Source organism: Paenibacillus contaminans (assembly GCF_003285015.1).
GTDB classification, from domain to species: domain Bacteria; phylum Bacillota; class Bacilli; order Paenibacillales; family NBRC-103111; genus Paenibacillus_V; species Paenibacillus_V contaminans.
In genome coordinates, this window is record NZ_QMFB01000002.1 from 71,548 (window position 1) to 94,556 (window position 23,009).

General features: G+C 53.6%; 18 protein-coding genes. 5 read left to right on the forward strand and 13 right to left on the reverse strand.

All coding sequences use genetic code 11. The features are described from left to right. Window positions 1-69: 69 nt before the first annotated feature. Together DQG23_RS04660 and DQG23_RS04665 are read right to left on the reverse strand one after the other, a co-directional pair. A complete protein-coding gene (locus tag DQG23_RS04660; RefSeq protein ID WP_113029656.1) occupies window positions 70-3,156 on the reverse strand; it encodes a heparinase II/III domain-containing protein in 3,087 nt (1,028 codons plus the stop codon). A 185-nt stretch (window positions 3,157-3,341) separates the two neighbouring features. Further along, window positions 3,342-4,181: an amidohydrolase family protein gene (locus DQG23_RS04665; RefSeq protein WP_113029657.1), complete on the reverse strand. Its 840-nt coding sequence runs from the start codon at window positions 4,179-4,181 to the stop codon at window positions 3,342-3,344. Between the two features lie 321 nt (window positions 4,182-4,502). Here DQG23_RS04665 and DQG23_RS04670 point away from each other — a divergent pair, with 321 nt between their 5' ends. Beyond that, window positions 4,503-5,303 carry an IclR family transcriptional regulator gene (locus DQG23_RS04670; protein ID WP_158560297.1) on the forward strand — a complete coding sequence of 267 codons (801 nt, stop codon included), beginning with the start codon at window positions 4,503-4,505 and terminating at the stop codon, window positions 5,301-5,303. A gap of 289 nt (window positions 5,304-5,592) precedes the next feature. Here DQG23_RS04670 and DQG23_RS04680 read toward each other — a convergent pair whose 3' ends face one another. Next, window positions 5,593-6,099 carry a GNAT family N-acetyltransferase gene (locus DQG23_RS04680; protein WP_113029660.1) on the reverse strand — a complete coding sequence of 169 codons (507 nt, stop codon included), beginning with the start codon at window positions 6,097-6,099 and terminating at the stop codon, window positions 5,593-5,595. Window positions 6,100-6,355: 256 nt separating this feature from the next. Between DQG23_RS04680 and DQG23_RS04685 the strand changes: the two genes are divergently transcribed. Then, window positions 6,356-7,156, forward strand: a complete 801-nt coding sequence (locus DQG23_RS04685) for a peptidylprolyl isomerase (RefSeq protein ID WP_238177748.1) — start codon at window positions 6,356-6,358, stop codon at window positions 7,154-7,156. A gap of 205 nt (window positions 7,157-7,361) precedes the next feature. On the opposite strand, the gene DQG23_RS04690 is transcribed toward DQG23_RS04685, so the two are convergent. Then, entirely contained in the window at window positions 7,362-8,237 is an 876-nt protein-coding gene (locus DQG23_RS04690) for a DUF4261 domain-containing protein (protein ID WP_238177749.1), read from the reverse strand. 270 nt (window positions 8,238-8,507) lie between these two features. Here DQG23_RS04690 and DQG23_RS04695 point away from each other — a divergent pair, with 270 nt between their 5' ends. Continuing rightward, window positions 8,508-9,698, forward strand: a complete 1,191-nt coding sequence (locus tag DQG23_RS04695) for a coenzyme F420-0:L-glutamate ligase (protein WP_113029662.1) — start codon at window positions 8,508-8,510, stop codon at window positions 9,696-9,698. On the opposite strand, the gene DQG23_RS04700 is transcribed toward DQG23_RS04695, so the two are convergent. From DQG23_RS04700 to DQG23_RS04740, 9 genes are all read right to left on the reverse strand, one after another. Next, window positions 9,686-9,895 carry a hypothetical protein gene (locus DQG23_RS04700; RefSeq protein WP_113029663.1) on the reverse strand — a complete coding sequence of 70 codons (210 nt, stop codon included), beginning with the start codon at window positions 9,893-9,895 and terminating at the stop codon, window positions 9,686-9,688. The genes DQG23_RS04695 and DQG23_RS04700 overlap by 13 nt on opposite strands. Before the next feature lie 574 nt (window positions 9,896-10,469). Further along, on the reverse strand, window positions 10,470-11,519 hold the full coding sequence (gene ytvI, locus DQG23_RS04705; RefSeq protein ID WP_113029664.1) for a sporulation integral membrane protein YtvI: 1,050 nt from the start codon (window positions 11,517-11,519) through the stop codon (window positions 10,470-10,472). Window positions 11,520-11,582: 63 nt separating this feature from the next. After that, window positions 11,583-12,911 carry a hemolysin family protein gene (locus DQG23_RS04710; RefSeq protein ID WP_113029665.1) on the reverse strand — a complete coding sequence of 443 codons (1,329 nt, stop codon included), beginning with the start codon at window positions 12,909-12,911 and terminating at the stop codon, window positions 11,583-11,585. 42 nt (window positions 12,912-12,953) lie between these two features. After that, on the reverse strand, window positions 12,954-14,102 hold the full coding sequence (yfkAB, locus tag DQG23_RS04715; protein ID WP_113029666.1) for a radical SAM/CxCxxxxC motif protein YfkAB: 1,149 nt from the start codon (window positions 14,100-14,102) through the stop codon (window positions 12,954-12,956). 153 nt (window positions 14,103-14,255) lie between these two features. Then, window positions 14,256-16,457, reverse strand: a complete 2,202-nt coding sequence (locus DQG23_RS04720) for an MMPL family transporter (RefSeq protein ID WP_113029667.1) — start codon at window positions 16,455-16,457, stop codon at window positions 14,256-14,258. 145 nt (window positions 16,458-16,602) lie between these two features. Beyond that, window positions 16,603-17,706, reverse strand: a complete 1,104-nt coding sequence (locus DQG23_RS04725) for an HD-GYP domain-containing protein (RefSeq protein ID WP_113029668.1) — start codon at window positions 17,704-17,706, stop codon at window positions 16,603-16,605. 204 nt (window positions 17,707-17,910) lie between these two features. Next, window positions 17,911-18,720 carry an undecaprenyl-diphosphate phosphatase gene (locus tag DQG23_RS04730; protein ID WP_113029669.1) on the reverse strand — a complete coding sequence of 270 codons (810 nt, stop codon included), beginning with the start codon at window positions 18,718-18,720 and terminating at the stop codon, window positions 17,911-17,913. Between the two features lie 131 nt (window positions 18,721-18,851). Further along, entirely contained in the window at window positions 18,852-20,288 is a 1,437-nt protein-coding gene (locus tag DQG23_RS04735; RefSeq protein ID WP_238177750.1) for a bifunctional metallophosphatase/5'-nucleotidase, read from the reverse strand. A gap of 41 nt (window positions 20,289-20,329) precedes the next feature. Beyond that, a complete protein-coding gene (locus DQG23_RS04740) occupies window positions 20,330-20,785 on the reverse strand; it encodes a molybdopterin-dependent oxidoreductase (protein ID WP_238177751.1) in 456 nt (151 codons plus the stop codon). A gap of 195 nt (window positions 20,786-20,980) precedes the next feature. Between DQG23_RS04740 and DQG23_RS04745 the strand changes: the two genes are divergently transcribed. Together DQG23_RS04745 and DQG23_RS04750 are read left to right on the forward strand one after the other, a co-directional pair. Continuing rightward, a complete protein-coding gene (locus DQG23_RS04745; protein WP_113029671.1) occupies window positions 20,981-21,814 on the forward strand; it encodes a molybdenum cofactor biosynthesis protein in 834 nt (277 codons plus the stop codon). Between the two features lie 62 nt (window positions 21,815-21,876). Next, window positions 21,877-22,908 carry a ThiF family adenylyltransferase gene (locus DQG23_RS04750; RefSeq protein ID WP_113030007.1) on the forward strand — a complete coding sequence of 344 codons (1,032 nt, stop codon included), beginning with the start codon at window positions 21,877-21,879 and terminating at the stop codon, window positions 22,906-22,908. Window positions 22,909-23,009 lie beyond the last annotated feature (101 nt).

Genomic DNA, 23,009 nt, shown 5'->3' on the forward strand with positions numbered 1-23,009 from the left:
CGATACCGCATCGGCGTCGGGCTCGTACAATCATCTTATATGGTGAAACTTAAATTGTCACGTTCCATGTTAGCTCAAAAACCGTTCGTACGAAAGCGGGATGCTAAAAGCCGAGCCTTCCGCAATATCGTAGCGGTAGCCCTTGCTCGTGTCGCCGCTGTCCGCGTACCTGCGAATCAGCGTGATGTCGCCGATGTTGAGACGGACGGTTTGGCAGACACCTTCGGCGGAAGCCATCCCTTCGGCATTCAGCAGCTCCGCAGACTTGATTGAATAAACCGCATTGCGTTCCCCGTCGTTTTCGACGTAGATCATTTTGCCGGCGAGCCGCTCGGGTTCGATACCTTGCATGTTCATCCGTACGATGATCTCGTTCGATTCGGACAGCTCCTTCGTAAAATCGGCTATCGTTCCTTCAAGGCGACCGCTCCGTTCGTCAATAACGGGAGTGGACGCATAACCGAGCAGCGTGCCGCCGAGAACGTATGCCTGCTCGATTTGACCGCCCCGTTCGCTGATCACGCCGAAGCTCCCGCAAAAAAGCAAGCCTTCGCCGATCCGGTACTTGCTTCCGGTATTCAGCGCGCTGACGATGGTATCCGTGCGGCCGTCTTCGAGCGTTACGCAAATCGCTTTGACTTCGAAGTCGGAAGGCGTCGATCCGCTAACCTCGTCGCGCACCGGCAGCGAGCGGACTGCGCGGACTTGGGACGTTTCCCGGTACGGTTCGATGATCGACGAGAACATGCTTTCAAGCGGCAAGCCGTCTTCCGAGCTGCGCCGCACGATCGCATAGGTCAAGCTGGACGGATTGCCCGGTTTGTTGCGCGGCGGAACGCCCTCCGCCAGCGAAACGCGATCATATGCGCCAAGCATAGTCAAACGCAAATGGACGGGCCCCGGCCGCTCCAGCAAGCCCCACGTATCGACCGCATTCCAATCGACGGAGAACCGATCACCCGGAGAAACGTCGTGGTGCACATTTTTCAAGTAATGAAAGCCGCTGCCTTCGTAGCCCGGGCCTTCCACGCTATCCTGCCGATCGCCGTATTCCGACTCAGGCCCGGCATACGTGCCCGTAGGCTGCGAAACAAGCTCAAGCCCTTCTACAGCCGTATCGCCTTCGGGGCCGTGGAAGCTGTAATGATGCTCAGTTCCCCCTTTGACCCGGAAAAGATCGACCATATACGAATGCCCTTCATCGATGCGAACGATCGCCGCCGTACGTCTGTACAGCTCCGTTTGCGGATAAGCCTCCGGCGCTTCGACATCGATCAGCTTAACGAAAGCTCCGTCGTCAAAATATCGCGGCCGCCCGCACCACTGCGTCTTCTGCTTGCCGTTGTCCACCGTCACCGTATTATGGCTGATCGTATGCTGCACCCACTCGAAGCGGTGCCGGTCCTTCGTGTCGGCATATTCGGGATAGCCGAGATCGGGCGCCAAATCCATGCCGAAGGCATGAAGGCCAAGATTAAGCGCATCGCGATGGCCGTGTCCGGCGCTTCTTCCGTAATACAGCCACAAATCCCGCATCGTCCCGCAGCACGGCTTTCCGTCGTGTTGAACGCCCGCTTCGCCGTCGCGAAGAGCGGCAAATCCGTAACCCGTCAAATTGACGCTGCCGAGGCTAAGCGTGCCGTGCTCGGCGATCGCTTGCTTGATCCGCTTGACGAAACTTTCCGGGTCGGCGGAATAAATGTCGCCATGAATGCCGTCCAGCCGGTTTCCGTTCAAGTAGAAGGCCATTTGCGCATAGATGGGATCGCCGTACGCCTCGAATGCTTTGACCGCCTCCCGAATGAGGGCCGGCGGCTCCGGATTGCCCGTTTTGCCGGAATCGCCGATCTGCGCCGTAAATTTGCCGTTTAGCAGAAGCGGGTACATCGCCGCATACATTTTTTTATATTTGACATGCCGGTATAAATCGAACTCCGGACAAAGATCGTAGCCCTGCAAGATATCCGCCACCGTCTGAAAAGTCGACAGCCACAGCCTGTTATAGTGCGGTGCCGCTTCGTCGCCGTGCCCGTCCCGGTCGACGTCGTTGACCAATGCGGCGGCAAGTCCTCCTCCGGTAACATGCCAATCGGGCTTGCTCTCCCGCCTTCCCGGACGCAGCGTAAAATCAAGCCATTCGCGCGTCTCCGGCAGCGTATCGTAAACGACGGCGGCCAGCGTCAAGGCGCTCTGATGAAAGCCCATATTGCCGAAAATAGCGGCTTCCTTCACAGCGGGAAACACTTGCTTGACGATGCCTTCCTCTATATTACGGCGAATGGCGTTTCCGCTGTTTTTGGCCGCAGCAAGCTTGCATGCCGCAGCCTTCCGCGCGAGGAAGACAATCGTTTCTTCATCGTCCATAGCCGGAAAAAACGCATCATAAGCGCTGAGAAAATCTTTAACTAGCGCCGTTTCCCATATCGAGCCGACCGCTTTGCCCCGTCCGCTCTCCCCGCCGTGCGAGTTCAGAAAAACAGCTTTATCGTAAACGGAAACGTCGAGCGCAGGGTAAACGTCCGCGATCCGGTCCAATAGTACCGTCCCCGCCCGTGCATATCGAATATCGCCGGTTAATATATAAGCGTCACGTAAACTATTTACCGATTCTTGTATCATACCGGTATTATTTCCGTGCCATAAAAACCAGTGCACGTAATAAGCAACAAACGTGTACCGGCTGCCGTGTTCATCTACCCATCCGAAGCCGTCATCGACGCCCCAGTATGGACCCTTCTCGGGATAAAGCTCGTTTACAAGCAGAGATCTGTCCGCCAGCTCCGGCCGAAAAATCGCTTGCTCATCCAGTCCGCTTTCGTAATAGGCCCCGAAATCGTTCGTCGGGAATGTCATTCCGTTGCTCGGATCGACGATTTTCCAAGGCGCCGAGGCCGGATCGCCGGTATATGGATAATTGCCGAAGCGGTCGATGTCTTTCCCCGTCACCGGACTGCCCAGCTTCTGATTAACCCCGTAGCTTCTCGGCAGCGTCTGGGGAGGCACAAGCCGCCAAAGAAATTCATGGCCTAGCCCGACATATCGCTCCGCCTTGCCTACCGCATCGTCCTTCAGCTTGCGCGCCCAATCGTATTGTTGCACGTTGCGCCTGGCTGCAGCGACCTTGTCGGAGGTATATATGGTGCTGCGAAGTTTCAAGATCAAACCCTCCCGCAAGGATAAACGTCAGACAGCGTCATTTGACGCCCTGCGTTTACCATTGAAATATGGAAACGGAGTTATCCGTCCTGCTTGAATGCTGACGCCTTGCCGGGTGCGTTCCCGCCCTCGGATTCATCCCTTCCCGGGAGAGTCCAAGGGCGCGCGCTCCGGAACCGGTTCTTTTAAACCAATCCCAAAATTTCCGGCGTATTGCGGTGAATAATATCTTCAATGACTTGCTCCGGTACACGCGGCAGGTTCGTGCCTTCCACCAAATGGTTGATGTTGCGCGTCGCGTCGATCATTTTTTGCGTCGTAAAAAACGGGAAGTCCGATCCGAACAAAATTTTATGCGTTACGCCGTATTCGCATGCGGACACAAGCGCATTGTAGTACTGCCAAGAACGGCTGCCCAGCGCCGAAACGTCCATGTACATGTTCGTGTTCTTGCGCACGACGGAAATGCACTCGTCTACCCACGGATGTCCCATATGGGCGACCAGTATTTTCAGGTTAGGGAACGCCCGCGCAATCGGATCGAGTGCAGCCGGTCGCGAAGCATCCAGAAAGCCTTCCGGCACGAACGAAGTTCCTTGATGGATAAGAATCGGAATATTCAGCTCGTCCGCCTTCTTATAGAGATCGAAATGCTCCTTCGCGTCCGGATAAAAGTTTTGATAAATCGGCCCAAGCTTCAAGCCCTTCAAGCCCAGCCCTTTAATTGCCTCTTCCAGCAATCTCGGCGCATTGGCGCGATTCGGGTCGACGCTGGCGAAGCCGATAAATTTACCGTTATGCTTTGCGACGTACTCAGCCACATATTCGTTGGGCACTTCAATGCCGGTAGCGGGCGCGTCGAATGCCAGAACGATAGCGCCGTCCGAATCGGCAAAAGCCTCTTCATGCTGCTCGGGCGTCGCAATCATTTCATGGTCGGGGCCCCAGGAACGTTTTACGGCTGCTTGCGTCGGTCCTTTCACTTGACCGTGTCCGAATAAATGCGTATGGCAATCGAAAATCATTGGAATCATCCCTTCTTCTTGTGTAAGTCATTCTAGTTGGAAGTGCTCGTGCCGCGATGATTGGAGCGATAAGCTGCTGACCGCCTGAGTAAAATGGGAGTTTGCTTTGCTGCCGCCACTCTCTTGCGGTATATTAACTGAATTTTCGGTATACCAAATACTTAACAAATATATCACTCCCCCCCACCCCAGTCAACACGGAGGAAAGGGCAAAAACTAGCATAAACACGCTGTATTTTCTTGATATTTCGCTATAACTGTGTTTAAATGAAAACGCATCTCCAAATCCTTTTTCGTAATACCAAAAGGAGAAAAACAGCTATGAAAAAAAGCAGATATACCGTTCCAGCTCTCGAGAAAGGACTCGCGATTATCGAGCTTTTGGCTCGCGCTGAGCTTCCGCTCGGCGTAACCGATCTTTACGACTTGAGCAAAATTCCGAAATCAACCATTTTTATGATTTTAACGACGCTCGAAAGCTTGAACTACGTACAGAAGGTTGAGGACGGCAAATATAGGCTGACGCTTAAGCTTTATAACACCGGCATGGAGACGCTGACCAAGCTGGATATTCGAGGCATCGCCCGCCCGATCATGGAGAAGCTCGCCGTCGACTTGCGCTTCACCGTTCACCTGGCCATGCTGGAGAATGGCAAAGCGATTTATATCGAGAAGGTGAAGGGACCCGGCTTCGTCCAATTTTCCACCGAGATCGGTCAGACGCTGCATCTTCATAATTCAGGCGTCGGCAAAGCGCTTGCCGCTTTCCTGCCGGAGGAATCGCTCGAGCTCTTCTTGCGGCAGAACGGCATGCCCGCGACGACGGCGAACACGATTACGACGCCGGAAGCCTTTCAGGCCTTCCTGACGAATGTGCGCGATTCCGGCTACGCCATCGAAGACGAGGAAGGCGAGCTCGGGATCCGATGTATCGCCGCACCCATTTTCGACAGCCACGGCCGTATTGCAGCCGCACTCAGCGTAACCGCCCTGCGCAACGAACTGCCTAGCGTTGCCTTCCAAGCGATCGGAAGCAAGCTGCAGGACAGCGCTCTGTTTATTTCCAGACAGCTTGGCTACGATAAGAATAAAGAGCTTAGCCACCCTTCCGGAGACGAGTAGCTTAAATCTGGCCATGCTAAATCCTTCTATTTGAACGAATCAACGAGGAAGCCGTTTCCTTTCTTCCAAAAAGATAAACCCGTTGCGGCCGCGCAGCGGGTTTCTGTTTTCTTCGGTAAAATTATCATTTGCACGTTTTCCGCGTCAATGCTCATCTTTTGATTTTGGACGATTTTCCAAAACGCTGTATCGAATCGGCGATTCGCCGGAATTTTCTTGAACCCGAATGCGGCTAATGTAAGGATTACGGACTTGAGGGGCTCTTGGGTTATTCCTGCAAGCCGCATTATCACGCGTGAGATCCTACCGTCGTTACGGGCGCTTCGCAGCTGCGGACGATCCCTACCGTCGTTACGGGCGCTTCGCAGCTGCGGACGATCTCCCCGTCCCCGCTGCCGCCGGCCTCTTGGAAGCCTGAAGATTCGAAAAGCGTTCCCGCGCCCGTATCGTCCGTCCTGTGGCCGACGGCAATCGTCCTTGCTCCGTGCTTCGTGACCAGCAAACGTACAAGCTCGGCAAGCGCAGCTTTGCCGTACCCTTGCCGCTGATAGCCGCGGCCGATCATCAGCGCCATAATCCAGTGCCTGCCCTGTTCGTCCGCCTCCCCCGCATATGCAGCAAAACCGACTAGCGAAGTATCCGAATAAATGGCCATCGGAACCAACCGCCTATCCAGCCTCGCCTCCTCAAGCCAATAAACGACCGGAGCCGGAGAGATCCCATTCTGTTCCTCCGTCACCTCCAGCTTGATGCATGCATACCAGTCGCTGCAATCCACTTCCTTTAATCGAATCAAGTATCGGTACCTCCATTTCCTTTTTTACCACCATAACCTCCAAGGATTGTCAGATACAATGGAGAGTTTAACTAAAGGCGAAAATAATCTTCACGACTTTGCGCAAACATGCAATAACGTACATGAAACCCGCTCTATCGAAGCAATCCGGTAAAAAGGTATTTTTATATGGTCCCCTATGTTCCTCGTATCCCGCGTCGTTTATAATGACGTAGAATGGCAGATTACGCCAATACGGCGATTATGGGAGGAAGTCATGAAGCAAAAAATCAAATATTTATCACTGGGGATCATAATCGGTGCATTGCTGTCCACCTCCATTGCGGCATATGCAGCGGCGGGAAGTCAGATCGAGGTCTATTTCAAGGAGCTCCGCTTCATGTTCGACGGAACTGAAAAAAAGGTGACGGAAGGCACATCCTTTATTTACGAAGGGACAACCTACGTACCGCTGCGCTTTATGAGCGAATCGCTCGGCAAGTTCGTGCAATATGACGACAAGCGGCAAACGATTTGGGTGGGCAACCGCTACAACAAAGCGCCCAAAATGAGCATCGATCAAAATAAAACGTACCGCGCCGTCCTCGAAACGACCAAAGGAACGATAACGATCGAGCTGTTTGCCGAAAAAGCGCCCGTAACCGTCAATAACTTTGTTTTCCTTGCGGAAGAGGGCTTCTACGACGATGTGATCTTTCATCGGATTTTGCAAAGCTTCGTCATCCAAACCGGCGACCCGACCGGAACGGGAACCGGCGGACCGGGCTATCGGTTCGCCGATGAATTGAAAACCGGGTTCAAGTACGAGCCGGGTATCGTCGCCATGGCGAATTCGGGCCCGAATACGAACGGCAGCCAGTTTTTCATTTGCACAGGCGAGGACAGCAAAAATTTGAACAATTACCCGAACTACACCATATTCGGTAAAGTCGTGGAAGGTATGGATATCGTTCAGAAGATTGCCGTATCGCCTGTTGAAGCCAATAAAGGAACAGGTGAAATGAGCAGCCCGGTCGAAGACATTCGCATCGAGAACGTTACGATTCATGTCGAATAACCGATTCATTCCGAGCATCTGAACGGATGCGGAAGCTTCCAAATACGGCTGTCGGTCGCCGCACGAATAGGCGCACGGTCGGCAAACCATTTCCGGGGAAATAACGAAAAAGAGCCGGCGAAAGATAAACGCCGGCTCCTTTTTCATTCCGCTTTTAGTTGTAGGCATGGGTGTAAATGTTGACTCAATCGCTGCCACGGCGATTTTACGATCGGTCTCCTGCGGCATATTCGCCCGGACAAACATCCATCAATTCTCTTGAGGGCTGGATCAGCGCCATTTCGAACCGGCACGGCCAGTGCACGTCCGGCGCCATCTCCCCGTTCAGCAAGCCGGCGATCGTCTCGCCGTCGCTAACAGGCACATCCGCTTCAAACAAGTAGGCCGCGACATTAAATGCATGCCGTGACACGTCATTCGGGTCCAATGTATGAAAGTGGTACTGGACATCCGGCAGCCCGAGCGCAAAAAGGCCGAGCGAATCGATCAAGCTGTCTTCGGTTCCATGAATGGTAAAGTAACGTATATTGATGCCGAACTGCAAAAATCGGCTGGCACCTTCATACGGATTTTCCGCGATTTCGGCCGTGTGCAGCAATTTTCCGCTGGAAGGAATCCAGATCGCTTTGCACGCCGGGAACAAGCTTACGGCGACTTCCAGCCAATCCGCCAGCAAGGCGCTGCGCGATTTATAGTCCAGCCCCGCTGCCATAAAATCGCTGATCAGCAATTTATAGCGGCATTTATCCAGGACGTCTTCCGCATCCGGCATCGTCCAAAACTGGGTGCGCTCCAAGTCGGTGATCGTCTCCGGCTGAAAAGGAGTAAAGTCCGCCATCATCACTTGAGCCGGCAGCTCCCCTTCTTGGTAGGCTACTTTATATGCCTCAACAGCAAACGAGGACAATGCGTCATCTGCCGATACGGTATCCGTTTTACCACATTGGGATTCAAGAGCTTTCCGAATGGTTTCTGCATCCGGCCGGTTTGCTTTTTCCTCAAACAGCAGAACCATTTGAAATAATCGTTGAAACTCGCTTTTTTCGTCTAAATCTTGCTTAAGCACGCGCCCGTTCTCCATCCTGCGCCCCTCCGTTCGTAAGTCGTTCCCCCTTACTATAGAGATCGCTGCACCGTTCATGCAAGTTTTGCAAGTAAAATGATTCCTAAGTCGGAGCTGTAGGACTTACCTACATGCCGAATCCGAACCCGCCTCTTCCGCCTTGAGCCTATCAACACAGCTAATAGCGGACATAAAATACATTCATTTTACTTATTGTATACATTTACGTTATAGTACTGAATGAACTGGTTTACCTATCCAGGTTGTAGTCACTGAGGAGGGACAGAATTGGAAAGAGTTGTTGGAACGGTTGTTCGCGGCATCCGCTGCCCGATCATCAATAAAGGGGACCGCATTGAGGATATTATTGTAGAAAGCGTTCTAAAAGCCGCCGAAATCGAAGGCTTTGCCGTTCGCGACCAGGATATTGTAACGGTGACGGAATCCGTAGTCGCACGCGCGCAAGGGAACTATGCCACCATTGACCATATTGCCGCCGACATACGCGCTAAATTTGGAGAAGGCACAATTGGCGTGTTATTTCCCATTTTGAGCCGCAACCGGTTTGCCAACTGCCTGCGCGGCATCGCCAAAGGCGCGAAAAAAATCGTCCTGATGCTCAGCTATCCGTCCGACGAAGTCGGGAACGAGCTGGTGGATCTCGAAGCGCTGGACGAGAAGGGAATCAATCCTTGGACGGACGTCTTGACGGAAGAGCAATTCCGCTCGCACTTCGGATCGCCGATGCATACGTTCACGGGCGTCGACTATATCGCGTATTACAAATCGCTTGTGGAGCAATTCGGAATCGAATGCGAAATCATCTTTTCCAACCATCCGAAAAGCATACTAAGCTATACGAAAAACGTACTCGCTTGCGATGTGCATACGCGTTTCCGCACGAAGCGGATTTTGAAAGCAAACGGCGCCGAGAACGTCTACAGCTTGGATGAAGTTTTGTCGGCTTCCGTTGACGGCAGCGGCTACAATGAGAAGTACGGCTTGCTTGGCTCCAACAAATCGACGGAAGAGAGCGTCAAGCTGTTCCCTCGCAATTGCCAGCCGGTTGTGGATAACATTCAACGGATGATGCTTGAAAAAACGGGCAAGCACGTTGAAGTCATGATCTACGGCGACGGCGCTTTCAAAGACCCTGTCGGAAAGATTTGGGAGCTTGCCGATCCAGTCGTTTCTCCCGCCTTTACCTCCGGCCTTGCCGGCACGCCAAACGAAGTCAAGCTGAAATACTTGGCGGACAATAATTTTGCGGACTTGCGCGGCGACGAGTTGAAAAAGGCGATATCGGACTATATCCGCAACAAAAACGACAATCTGGTCGGGGCGATGGAATCGCAAGGAACGACTCCCCGCCAATTGACCGACTTGATCGGTTCATTGTCCGACTTGACGTCCGGCAGCGGCGATAAAGGAACGCCTGTCGTATTTATTCAAGGTTATTTCGATAACTATACGAAATAATACTCCGTTGCGGACTGTTTCCTCCGTGAGAAAACCGCCTTGCGGCGGCTTTGGTGCTTGATAAACGTTTGTTCGTTGGCGAGGCAATGGGTACAGGCTTTCAGCCGCTCTTGAAATCGTGTTTCTTTGAACTTATTACCAGGTAGAAACACGATTTCAAAGGCGGCCCATAGCGAAGCTCCTTTGCCGGCCCCCATACCCATTACCTCTTGTTCGTCTTCGGTGCTTCCTGCCACGTCTTTGACATTTACCGCTCCTCTAACCGGTATTCATACCCTCTTGCCCATCTTTGCTCGTCGCTTGTATGTGCTGCATTTCGATTTTGCCCACTTGGAATCGAGTACGGCTTCCTTTCCCCGCCTGTAGTCCGAAAACACCTACTTGCAGGGTGTATTTTGCTTGGCACACCGGTGAATCCGTTCTCCAAGCCGGCAAAATCGGATTCCAGCGTTAGGCGAACCTCGATTCCTTGCTCCAAGTGGGCTATTTCGGACTACAACATATAGTTCGGCCTTAATTGCAGCGTAGGGTTGAACGGCTTTGCCGTCCTGTAAGGGACTGGCGTGTTTACTGAAAAATTTGAAAATCAACGAAAGAAATGTTTTCTGTTGAGATAAGTAAGCCATCTCCCAACATCATATAAATTATTCATCTTCAAAGAAAAACCGTCCGTAAACAACCACGGACGGTTTTTTGGTGCTAGGAACAACGATTGCACGTTGGCGAGGGAATCTGGTATGGGGTTCCGCCCGCTGCCTTAGAGCAACGTTGCTAATCCTCCAGCTTGATCTTGATGCTCAGCAAGCCTACCTTGCGCATCGCCTCGTAGACGATAACGACGATCGGCCCGAGAAACAGTCCGACGACGCCTACGATTTTGTAGCCGACGTACAGGCTGACGAGCGCCGATAGCGCGCTGATGCCGACCGCATTGCCGAGCACCTTCGGCTCCACCACTCTGCGCACGACCAGAATGACGAGAAACATAATGACCAGCCCCGTGCCGAGATAGGAATCACCTACGATATAGCTGTAAATCGCCCACGGTATGAGCACCGAGCCCACGCCGAGCACCGGCAAAATATCGACGGCTACGACCAGAAGCGACAAGGCGAGCGGAAATGAAACGCCCAGCAGGGCAAAGCCGCAAAACACGAGCACATAAGTAAGCGCACTCATTATCGCCTGCGAGAAAATAAACCCGAAAATCGCCTTGCGCAGGTTGACGAGCACCTTTTCCACCTTCTCGACGGACTGCTCGTGAAAGAGCGAAAGGAACGACGCTTTGAGCCGGGTCAAATTCATCGAAAACAAATAAATCGAGACGAAAAATACGGTGAAAAATATAAACAGGTTCGGAATCTTAACCGCAATGTTGAAAAAATAACCCGAAATCGAGCGCACGATACTGTTCAGCGTATCGGTTAGCGTTTTCAGCATCGTTTCCAGCCACGTCTGCGCCTGCTCCGCGAGCTCCGGCGGCATAGAGTTGTAGAACAGCTGCGTCCGCTCCATCGTCTGCTGCACGTAGGCGTTGGCTTCGTTGAAATACGCCGGCGCGTTTTTCATAAAGTCGATCGTTTCCGAAATGACCTTCACGCCGAGCCAATACGATAAGCCCAGCATCACGAGCGTAAATAACGAGCAGATGATTGTCGAAGCCGCCAGACGGTTCATTCGCCCTTTAGCCATCAGCAGCGAAATGGCAGGCTCGAGAAAAATCGCAATGACGATCGCAAGCAGAAAAGGCGCACCCACGGTAAATAAAGCGTACAAAAAAGCCAAGCTGAGCACCATGATGAGGACTGTCTTGAGCGACATGCAAGCTTCCTCCCCCGTACCGGCTTTTCACGCTGCGGGTCGACCAGGCGATCGGCGGCCGGCTCAGCCGTTCACCTGTTTATCCGTTTTATAAATATGGATGCGCACGATGCGCAGCCTTTCGACCTCGGCTACCTCAAAAATGAAGCCGCCGGATTCGATCTTCTTCCCGTTGACCGGCATCCCTTCCAGCTTCTTGAACAGCCAGCCGCCGATCGTATCGACCTCGTCGTCTTCCACATCAATATCCAGCATATCGTTAAGCTCTTCGATCAGGACGCGGCCGTCGACGGACGTCGTGCTGCCCTTGACCTCCACCATCGGCCGTTCATCGTCGAACTCGTCTTGAATTTCCCCGACGATCTCCTCCAATATATCTTCGGCCGTCAGCAAGCCTGCCGTCCCGCCGTATTCGTCGATCACGATGACAAGCTGGGATCTTTTGCGCTGCATAAGCTTCAGGACGCGGCTGATCTCCATCGATTCCGGAACCGTCAGAATGGGCCGAATAAACTGGGCAAGCTCGTGCTCTTCATCGGGATCCGCCGTCAGCAGATCGGTTATATGTACGAAGCCGATAATCTGGTCTTTATCCCGTTCCGCAACCGGGTAACGCGTATGCTTGGTCGCGTATACCAGCTTCATATTATCCGCATACGTTAAATTCGCGTACAGGCATGTCATATCGGTGCGCGGCAGCATAATCTCGCGGGCGAGACGATCGGAAAATTCGAAAATATTATCGAACAACGCCATTTCGTCCTTGTCGATGATCCCGCTCCGCGCACTTTGATTCATCAGGATGCGGATTTCTTCCTCCGTATGCGCCGCTTCGTGCTCGCTTGCCGGCTGGATGCCGATCATGCGGAGCAGGCGGTTGGCCGCGCCGTTCAGCACCCAAATCGCTGGCTTGAACAGCTTATAGAAATAAAGCAGCGGCTGCGAAAGCCAGAGCGAGGTCGCGTCCGGCTTCTGAATCGCGAGCGACTTGGGAGCAAGCTCCCCAAGCACGATATGCATGAAAGTAATGGCGGAGAAAGCGATCAGGAACGAAACCGGCTCGCTGATCGCCGTATTGTGCCAGTCGAAGCTTTCGAAGATCGGTTCGACGATCAGCTTGGATATCGCAGGCTCCCCGACCCAGCCGAGTCCAAGCGATGCAAGCGTAATGCCGAGCTGAGTCGCCGATAAATACGCATCCAGCTGGCGTGTCACCTTGAGCGCATATTTGGCGCGGTTATTTCCTTCGTTATGCATCTCCTGCAGCCGGGTCTGCCTCACTTTCACGAGCGCAAACTCCGCCGCAACGAAGAAGCCGTTACAAAACACAAGCACGACAACGAGCAGTACGTTCCATATGATGGCGGCGATATCAAAATGTGGCGCGTTCAATGGGTACTCTCCTTTACAGAAGCGCAAATGTAGTCGAAAGGGTTACAGCAGCGCTTTCCGTTGTTTGAAATTGACGTCCTTGTAATAGGAATGAGCGACCAGCAGGTTCGGTCCGCAGCAATCGGCAGCCGGACAATAACAATTGACGGTATCGTTGAGCGGATGGTCGAGCCATCGGCCGAATACGCCCTCCAGCCTGTCGCGATGGACGGAGCCGAGCGCCGGCAAATCGGCAAAGTCGGTTACATAAACGTCCCCGCTAAACAGATTGACGTTCAGCCGGTTGCGGCCGTCCGGATCGTTGCGCACGGTCACGTTCGGCTCGCGGCGAAGTCTGGCGATCAATTCCCGATCCGCCTCTGCCGGGCTGCAGCTGAAAAACGGCAGCGTACCGAACAGCATCCACATGTCGCGATTGCGGCCGTCCAGCAAGCGGTGAATGGAAGCGCGGAGCTCTTCAAGCGATACCATCGGCAAATGTGCGGCAAATGCGCTCGGATACATCGGATGAACCTCGTGACGCTTGCAACCCATTTCATCGATCAGCTTATGAATGTCCACGATCTTCTCGTGCGTCCGGGTATTGATCATCGATTCGGCGGAAACGAACATGCCTGCTTTGCTTAATTCGACGGCGTTGTTCATCATCCGTTCGTACAGCTTGGCGGCGGATTCCCGTCCGACGGGACGGCCCGCATTGGCAAAGCCGACTTGATGAAAGTCGTCGGCAGTCAAATAGTTAAAAGAAATATGCATCACGTCCAAATACGGCAGCAGTAGCTCGTATCTGGCTAAATCGAGCGTAATATTCGAGTTGATTTGCGAACGGACGCCGCGGTCGCGGGCATATTTCAGCAGAGGGATAATATATTCCTTCACCGTTTTTTCCTGGTAGGAAGGCTCTCCGCCGGTAATGCTGATCGTTTCCAGATGCTCGACCTCGTCCAGTCGCTTCAGCATCAGGCTGAGCGGCAGCTTCGGCCCCTCCGTCATCACGAGGGCATCGCCCACCGCACAATGCTCGCAGCGCATGTTGCACAAATTCGTAACCGTCATTTCTACGCTGGTCAGCACATGGCGGCCGTATTTGCGAAGAGAAAGCAGCGGATCCCACGGGTCGTAAGACGGACTTAATGGTATTAAAGTATCCAATGTTTGTAAGGCTATGCGATTCGGTTGTTCATTCGTCATTATTGCTCACACCTGACTGTCTGATTTCCCCGTCCCTTAATGGATGACCGGGCCCGGGCCCTCGCTGCGGCAGACGTTCAAGCGAAGCGTCATGCCGCTCAGCGGAGATATATTCAATTGTAACGTAACTGCGCCCAAAAGAAAACGAGCGGCTTATCGTTTCAGCCAAGACGGCGCCCACCAATTGGCCCTTCCCAGCAGCTTCATAAGCGCCGGCACGACCAAAATGCGGATGATCGTCGCATCGATCAGCACGGCTAACGACAGCCCGAGACCAAGCGCCTTAATAATTTCGATATCCGTAAAAATAAACGCCCCGACGACGACGACCAAAATAAACGCCGCGCTCGTAATGAGACTGCCCGTCAGCTTAAGCCCTGCAGCCGTGCTTTGCTCGTTATCCCCGGTCTGCTCGTATTCTTCCGCGATACGCGAAAGGAGAAACACCTCGTAGTCCATCGATATCCCGAATACGACGCAGAAAATAATGACCGGCAGCGTATTCGTCACATAACCGGTCGACGTAATTTGCAGCAAATCGGCCAGGAATCCGTGCTGAAATACGGTAACGACGATGCCGAGGCTTGCCCCAAGGCTGAGTACGTTCATCAGCACCGCCTTAAGCGGCAGCAGAACGGAACGAAACGCCGCCAGCAGCACGAAATAGGTTACCACCATGACAAATCCGACTACGTAAGGCAAACCGCCGGTAATTCTGTCCAAAATATCGATACGGTACGCGGTCTCGCCCGTTTCCAGCGTTTGCAGCGGTCCGGCGTCCAATCCGCGGATATCGCGCAACAGCTCCTCCGTTTCCTCGGTTCGCGGCCCCCGCTCCGGAATAACGGCGATAACGGCATGACGGCCTTTGGCCAGCCTCTGCTCCTCCAGCTGCGTTCGGACGGATTCCTGCTTAACGAGTGCAGCCGTCTGATCGGCAGGGAGATTGCCTAACACGCTCTGAAAGCTCCTGACGTCCCTGACGCCGGGAAGCTGCTTCAGCTTTGCCGTATAGGCGTCTATCGCAGCTATCGACCCTTCCTCCCAAACCTCTAGCTCCGTCTGAACCGCAATTTGGATCGGGCTCAGCTCGCGGGAATCGTAACCTTTATCGATGAGATCCGAACCGTAACGCGACTCGTAGCTTGGCGGAAGCACGTCCGCGCCCGGTACGCCGAGCTTCATCCCGCCAAGCGGCAGCATCAGCCATATAAGTGCGGCGCTAGTAACCAGCACGAGCGCGATCGGGCGTTTCATGACCGCGTAGGCGATTTTTTCCCAAAGCCGCGAACCGCCTGTTTTAACGAATCGCTTAGGAATCACGCGCCATTTGTTGATCGAATGTCCGAAGATGCCTAGCAGCGCGAGCAGCAGCGTATTCCCTACCGCCACCGATACCGTCACGACGATGACTCCGCCGAGACAAAGCGCTCGGAAGATGGATAAATCGATGAACAGCATACCGAATAAACCGATCAGCACGGCCACGCCGGAGAAGAAGATCGACTGGCCGGCCGTTTGGGCCGTCATCGCTACGGCCTCTTCGACATCGCTTCTTTTTTTGAGCTCCTCGCGAAAGCGGCTGACCAGAAACAGCGCATAATCGATGCCGACCGCGAGACCGAGCATCGTCACCATATTCGGCAAAAAATTGGAAAGCGAAACTTCCTTCGCGATGAAGTATGTAATCCCGAGCGTCACCGTAACGCTTGTGACGCCTACGATTAACGGAAGCATGGCGCCGACGACCGTTCCGAAAATGATCAGCAGGACGATCAGCGCAATCGGCAAGCCGATGATTTCCGATTTGACGATATCCTTCTTGCTCGCCTGCTGCATGTCGTACATGATTGCGGTGCCGCCGGTAACATAAACTTGCATGCCGTCAGGCGCCCGGATCAGCTTCTTTACTTCGGGATAGCGGACAAGCGCTTCATCCGTCGTCAAATGGAACGTGACCCCGATCGCCATAACGTTTTCCCCGCCTTCGGCATCTAGGCGCGGGGCCGCAAGCGGCTTTATATCCGCGACGTACGGAAGCTCGCGCAGCTCGTTCAATGAAGCCAAAATCCGCTCCTGCGCTTCGGGATCGGTCAGCTTGCTCTGCTCGCTGACGTACACGATAGATAAGTTCGCAGCGGGATAGCCAAGCTTATCCTGCAGCTCGATCATGCCTTTATCGGAGCGGCTTCCCTTGGGCGTAAAGCCGTTGTCCGTAAACAGCTCGGGCGCTTTCTGGGCGAACAATACAAGCGATGCAAACAAGATGATCCACAGCGCAACGACCCATTTGCGATATCGGTATATCGCTTTTCCCCACTTCCAAAAAATACCGGAATCCGAAGACATTCTCATGTGCAGCCACCACTTCCCGTCTCTGTCTGTCTTTATGCAGTATCCTTATTGTCCCATTTTTCCTGCTGCGCCGCAAATTCGAAAGCGGTCCGGAGGATAGGAAAACAGCCAGCCCGGTTGCGGCTGACTGTCGTTATGGCACCTACTATTGTTCGATCTGAACCTTCGAATCGAACACCGAAGTGACGACCAAATTCAGCTTTTTGGATAAATCGATTTCGTAGGGAGACGTCAGTTCTTCGCCCGTCTCGTTCTGGAGAATACGTACGATCGGCCGCTGCGGGAACGTCGAGTTCAAATCGACGACGACGCCGCTCTCCCCCGTATTCAGCTTAACCGTTACGCCGATCGGGTAGATGGCGATTTTGTCGCGGAAAATTTCCACTTTATCTTGATCGTACAAACTGTCCGATCCGGCATACAGCCTTTCGAGAGCCTGGTGGGGCAGCATCGCTTGGCGGTAGACGCGGCTGGTCGTCATGGCGTCATAAGAGTCCGCTATACCGATCCACCGGGCGTATTCGTGAATGTCCTCCCCTTTCAGTCCGCGCGGATATCCGCTTCCGTTGATCCGTTCATGATGCTGATAAGCGCAATGTGCGGCTTGCAGCGGGATATTCGGCTCGTCCTTTAGCAGTTTGAAGCCGATATCCGTATGCTGCTTCATCGAATCGAATTCGTCGTCCGTCAGCTTGCCGGGCTTGCGCAATATATCGAGCGGAACATGAACCTTCCCTACGTCGTGAAGGATGGCGCCTAGCCCGAGCACGGCCAATTCGTCTCGGGAGTACCCGTGGTACAAGCCCAGCATGGTCGAATATATGCATACGTTCAGCGAGTGCTGATATAAATAATGATCGCGCAGCTGCATATTTGTCAGCATGATCATAGCCGCTTTACTTGAACTCAAGTCGTCGATCAGCATGCTGATCAGCTTGCCGAACTCTTTGCCGAGGAACGATTGAAACGAGGAGCGCTTCGTCGTTTCCTCCACTACCTTACGGAAATTGCCGCGAATCGTTCGCATCGCCTGCAGCCGCGTCTCGTCGCTAAGCAGGTCGCTGACTTCAACATCCTCCGTCCGAGGATCGTCTATGTATAAAAAATCGATGCCGTACCGCCCCAATCGTTCCAACAGCGGTTGCGTCAATTCGACATGACGGCCGAGCAGCACGATGCCCTCTTCGTTATAAATGGATTTGCCGAGACGCATCCCCGGCTGGCACATTCCGATCGGTAACAAACGCATAATATGCCTCGCAATCTGTATCTGTATGTAAAGCTCATTCACTTTTACTCTAATGGATTATGCATAAAAGAGCAACACTATCCGCTGCCTTTTACGTCATTTTACAACAAAAAACTCCGAATATCGACATTTTCCGCAAACTTCAAATGCCGTCGGAGCTTATGCGAACAAGCGGCCTATGAAGACCGCGAGTCCGATATTCGATTACAAGCCCATCCAAATATAAATAAGCATGACTGCAGCCAGCGCGAAACGGTAATAAGAAAAATAAGTAAGCTTCAGTTTGCCGACAAGCTTGATGAAAGTGGCGACTGCAAGCAGCGCGACGATAAACGAAACGATAAAGCCGACAACAAAAAACAGTAAATCGTCGGACGTCAGCAATTTATAATTTTTGAGCATATCGATGCCGCTCGCTCCGACCATGATCGGGATGGCCATAATGAACGTGAAGTCGGCAGCCGCCACCCTGCTGGTTCCGGCGAGCATGCCTGCGGCGATCGTCGATCCCGAACGGGAAAAGCCTGGCCATAACGACAACAGCTGGGCAATCCCGATAAATAAGCTTTGCTTGTAGGTAATCGCGTCCATGTCCTCGGCTACGACCTTCGGCTGGATTTTTTCCGCCACCATCATGAAGATACCGCCTACGACCAGGCCGATTAATACCGTCTCGGGCATAAACAGCAATTTGACATAATCGTGCAGAAGAAATCCGAATAAACCCGCCGGCAAAATACCGATCAAAATATGTATCAAATTCATTTTCGGTCCCGGCTTCGCTTTCGTCGCGGCATCCTGAATGCCGAATAGCCGGAGCAAACGGCGCCAGTACAGCACAACGACGGCCAGAATGGCGCCTAGCTGAATGACAACCTCGAACGTATCCGCCTTTGGCCCGGTAAAGCCGATCATATGACCGGCCAAAATCATATGTCCCGTTGAGGATACTGGCAGAAACTCGGTTAAGCCCTCTACGATTCCGATAATAATCGACTTCCACAACTCTAACAAATGAATATCCTCCCTACTAATTCCCAGAAAGTAATGAGAAAAGCTCGCATACAGGTTAGTAAGCTTATACCATTTTATGCGGTACAACCTTTTTCATTCTAACCTGCATTGCGCCGTCAAACAAGCTTGAACTACACCGGCAGCCATCGTTGTTCCTTGCAGCCGAGTAAAGCCTCCCGGTTATGAAGCTGCTCTTCAAGGACGTCCCGGATAAATTCCGGCAGGTAATAGCTGACCTCCCGCCCTTCGCTTAAGGACAAATAGCCGATCCGGAACGTAAACATATCCAGCGTGCCGACCGCATATTCCTGCTCCTCGATCATCGGAACGCCGTTCACGGTAACTTGCCTGATCTTGCGGTAAGGCTCGGCGTCCGCAACATACCTGACGGCAATGCCGTCCAAGCAAAGCGTTCCGAGACGTTTGCCCCGAAAGCCGAAGCCCATCAGCGGCTTATCGATAAATTCGGGCAGCAGCGCTTCTTCCAGAGCCTGCACGATTTGCCGTCCCGTCAGCAGCATCCGGCACGGATTGATCGGAGACGGGCAAATATGCAGCAAGTCCCCTCTTGTCACCGCTCCGGCGCATAAGCTGCCGAGCAGCTGTCCGGCATTGACGAGACCAATTTCGCTTCCGGTCCACCGCCTTACCCCGGAAGCAAGCAGATTGCCTAACCCGGACTCCTTCTCCCAATCGATCGCTAACGGTTCATCAAGGGCGGCGACTACCCGGTTAAGCGACCGTTCCCCTTGAAGCCGATAGCTGCCTATCAAACGCTCCATGCCGGAATCAGGCACTTCATCCCGGACAGAGTGGCAGCGGCCTGTTACGCTGCGGACGGAGCGCCTTTGCAAATCGAACCAGATATCGACTTCGCCTACATATTGGCCGAACTTCCCTGCGGCGCAAACATAAGCGTCGCCGATCCGCACCGGCTCCGGCAAAAGATGATGCGTGTGAGCTCCCAATATGACATGAATTCCCGGCACCTCCGCAGCCAAGCGCTGATCGTTCGCATAGCCGAGATGGGAGAGTGCGACGATGATATCGGCCTTCTCTTGCAGCAGCTTCACCGTCTCCTCCGCCGCCGCGAACGGATCGGTTATATGCCAGCCGAGCAGACTGTAAAACTCGGTATACCGCGCGGTCAACCCGATGAAGCCGATTGTCAGCTCCCCTTTGCGCAGCAGGCTGAACGGATGCAGCCAAACGGGCGGGAGCCCCGTATCCGACTCGAACAAATTGCTGCACACGACGGGAAAATGCGCGTGCTCGCCGTACGCTTCCGCGAGCGATTCCTTCGTGAACGTCAGCCCTTCGTTATTGCCTGGGACCGTCACTTCATAGCCGGTTTGATTCATGACGGCGATATTGGCGATTCCGTCCGTGCCTTCCGTTTCGCTCCGCATTCTGTCCATATGGTCGCCTACATCGACCGTACACACATATCGTTCGTCCAGCTCCGATTTAAGCCTTTGCATAAGGGAGACGATTTTCGGCATTTCTTCGAAATGACTGTGGATATCGTTCGTATGAAGCAGCGTTACTTTTAGCAGTTTATCGGTCAAATCGATACACCTCCCGACGCAATATTGTTAGGGAGCATGGTTTACCTTTTTATACGCATTTCGTCCGGACTTACCCGGTTCATAAAGCCGTAAGCGGCGTCGCCGGCTCCCGGTTCGTGAAGCAGCGCAATCCGCACGACGCTCTTAACATTCAGGCATTTGCTGCTGCCGTCCGGGACGTAAAGCCGCAGCGGGAATCCCTTGGACAGCGGCTTGCCATTCGACTCATACACAAAAGCGGCCTTTCCAAGCTCATACCACGGAATCGTGGCCGCAAACTCGTCGGCAGCTTCAACTTTCAGATGGCTGGGCATCCCGCTCCCACTCTCGTTCCCGGCCTTCCTCCACGCTTCAAACCAAGCATGGAAATCGAATGCGGTTCCTTCGGCTTCGGGTACGCGCTCGGCAATGTCAAACCGCTCCCCGGCCATTTCGGCCATTTGCGGCGCACCGTACTGCTCCATACGATTTCCTTCCGTTACGACGACAACGTTCACCGCTTTCCCTCCCGGTTATCCATTCGGAGCCCGATATTCGCTCCGGTCTTAACTGACTCATTTATCCATTATATAATGGCGGAACCTCCCCCGCAAAATATACCCGCAAAGGCATTTCATCCGGTAAAAAGGAATGCTATGATGGATGAATGAACGCCAGTCACTTTCATAATAGTCAAAGGAGCCGGATCGATCATGCCGATTACCATACATTTGTTTGCCGGACTCGCGGACGCGATCGGCGCTTCGCGCGTAACGCTCGAGCTCGAGCCGCAGCCGAACGGCCGGACGCTGCGGACCGGCATGCTGAAAGAAGCGCTCGCACGCGTCCATCCCCATGCATCCGACCTTATAGCGATAAGCTTTATAGCCGTCAACCAAGCCTACTCGGCAGACGATGTTCCGATTTCGGAGACGGATGAGATCGCACTTATTCCGCCCGTTTCCGGAGGTCAGGACACGGTACAAGACGAGCAGGAACGGAGCGGCTCTGCCATGGAGCTCTATTGCTTGACGAATGCTCCCGTCTCCGTAGAAGAGGTAACGTCCAAGGTGCTGGATCCCAATCACGGGGCGGCCATCACCTTCATCGGCACGACGCGGGAAATAACTGCCGGCGTTCGCACCGTCCGCCTGGAGTATGAAGCGTATGCGCCGATGGCGATTGCTACGCTCAAGCAAATCGGAGAGGAAATATTCGAACGCTGGCCGGGGACCAAATGCGCCATAACGCACAGGCTCGGCGTCGTCGATATTAAGGAGATCAGCGTCGTTATCGCCGTTTCTTCGCCCCACCGCGCCTCATGCTACGAAGCAAGCCGTTATGCGATCGAGAGACTCAAACAGATCGTTCCGATCTGGAAGAAGGAAGTGTGGGAAAACGGCTCCGAATGGAAAGGCCACCAGCAAGGACCGTGGAACCCGCTGTCGGCGGACGAACGGTCCGCCGATTCCGCGAACGGATCTGCGAATATAAACGAAACGCCACTAAATAGAGAGAGCGTACGCAAGGAGGATTCTTCATCATGACATCAAACGAAGCTCCAGGCCACTTGTCAGCTGACAATAACAATGAGGCATCCGAAAACGAGATGGCCGGCTCCCGATACTCCAGACAAACGCTGTTCCGGCCAATCGGTTCGCAGGGACAGCGGAAGCTTATGCAATCCCGGGTCGCCATCGTCGGTATGGGGGCTTTGGGCACCGTGCTGGCCAATCATATGGTGCGGGCAGGAGTCGGCTACGTGCGGCTGATCGACCGCGATTTCGTCGAGATGAGCAATCTGCAGAGGCAGATGCTGTATGACGAAGAAGATGCCCGCACATCCGCACCCAAGGCTACGGCCGCAGCCAAACGTCTGAGCCGGACGAACGGACTCGTAGAGATCGAGCCTCACGTAACGGATCTGAATCCGACCAATGCGGAGACGCTGTTAAGCGGCGTCGATCTCATTCTTGACGGCTCGGACAATTTCGCCGTTCGTTTTCTGGTCAATGATTTCAGCATCAAGAAAGGCATTCCATGGATTTATGGCGGCGCGGTCAGCTCGCGAGGCGTCAGCATGACGGTCATTCCCGGCGAAACGCCTTGTCTCCGCTGCATGTTCGGCGAAGCGCCGGCGCAAGGAACGACGGAAACATGCGATACCGCAGGCGTCATCGGACCGATCATCCATGTCGTCGCTTCGCACCAAGCCACTGAAGCGCTTAAGCTGCTCGTCGGCGACCGCGAAAGCCTGAATAAACGCATGGTCCATTTCGACCTGTGGCATAATCAGCACGCGGCCGTAGACGTCTCCAAGGCCCGCAAAACGGACTGTCCGGCATGCGGCCACGGCCATTTCGAATATTTGGACGCCGAGTATGAAGGCGAAACGATCCAGTCGATGTGCGGACGAAATTCGGTGCAAATTCACCCGATCGTCCCTCGCAAGCTCGAGCTTGCCGAATGGGCGGACAAGTTCAGCGTTATCGGCGAAACGGAAGTGAATCCGTTCCTGCTCAAATTCCGTCCGGATGCCGAGCATACGCTCGTGCTTTTTCCCGATGGACGCGTAATCGTCCAGGGAACGGACGACCCGACCGCCGCCAAAAGCTTATACAGCCGCTACATCGGCATGTAAACGAAGGACCTGGCGAAACCGCCAGGTCCTTTTTCTGCCCAAGCCAATCCATTCCATGAAAGGAAAGCGGCGGCTAGATATTGAGCTCAAAAACGCAATAA

Bases quoted from the DNA above. Each gene is read 5' to 3' on its own strand.
- DQG23_RS04745 (WP_113029671.1), top strand. From the start codon at position 20,981: ATGCCGATTACCATACATTTGTTTGCCGGACTCGCGGACGCGATCGGC.
- DQG23_RS04685 (WP_238177748.1), top strand. From the start codon at position 6,356: ATGAAGCAAAAAATCAAATATTTATCACTGGGGATCATAATCGGTGCA.
- DQG23_RS04720 (WP_113029667.1), bottom strand. From the start codon at position 16,457: ATGAGAATGTCTTCGGATTCCGGTATTTTTTGGAAGTGGGGAAAAGCG.
- ytvI (WP_113029664.1), bottom strand. From the start codon at position 11,519: ATGTCGCTCAAGACAGTCCTCATCATGGTGCTCAGCTTGGCTTTTTTG.
- DQG23_RS04725 (WP_113029668.1), bottom strand. From the start codon at position 17,706: ATGCGTTTGTTACCGATCGGAATGTGCCAGCCGGGGATGCGTCTCGGC.
- yfkAB (WP_113029666.1), bottom strand. From the start codon at position 14,102: ATGACGAATGAACAACCGAATCGCATAGCCTTACAAACATTGGATACT.
- DQG23_RS04670 (WP_158560297.1), top strand. From the start codon at position 4,503: ATGAAAAAAAGCAGATATACCGTTCCAGCTCTCGAGAAAGGACTCGCG.
- DQG23_RS04690 (WP_238177749.1), bottom strand. From the start codon at position 8,237: ATGGAGAACGGGCGCGTGCTTAAGCAAGATTTAGACGAAAAAAGCGAG.
- DQG23_RS04750 (WP_113030007.1), top strand. From the start codon at position 21,877: ATGGCCGGCTCCCGATACTCCAGACAAACGCTGTTCCGGCCAATCGGT.
- DQG23_RS04665 (WP_113029657.1), bottom strand. From the start codon at position 4,181: ATGATTTTCGATTGCCATACGCATTTATTCGGACACGGTCAAGTGAAA.
- DQG23_RS04700 (WP_113029663.1), bottom strand. From the start codon at position 9,895: ATGGGGGCCGGCAAAGGAGCTTCGCTATGGGCCGCCTTTGAAATCGTG.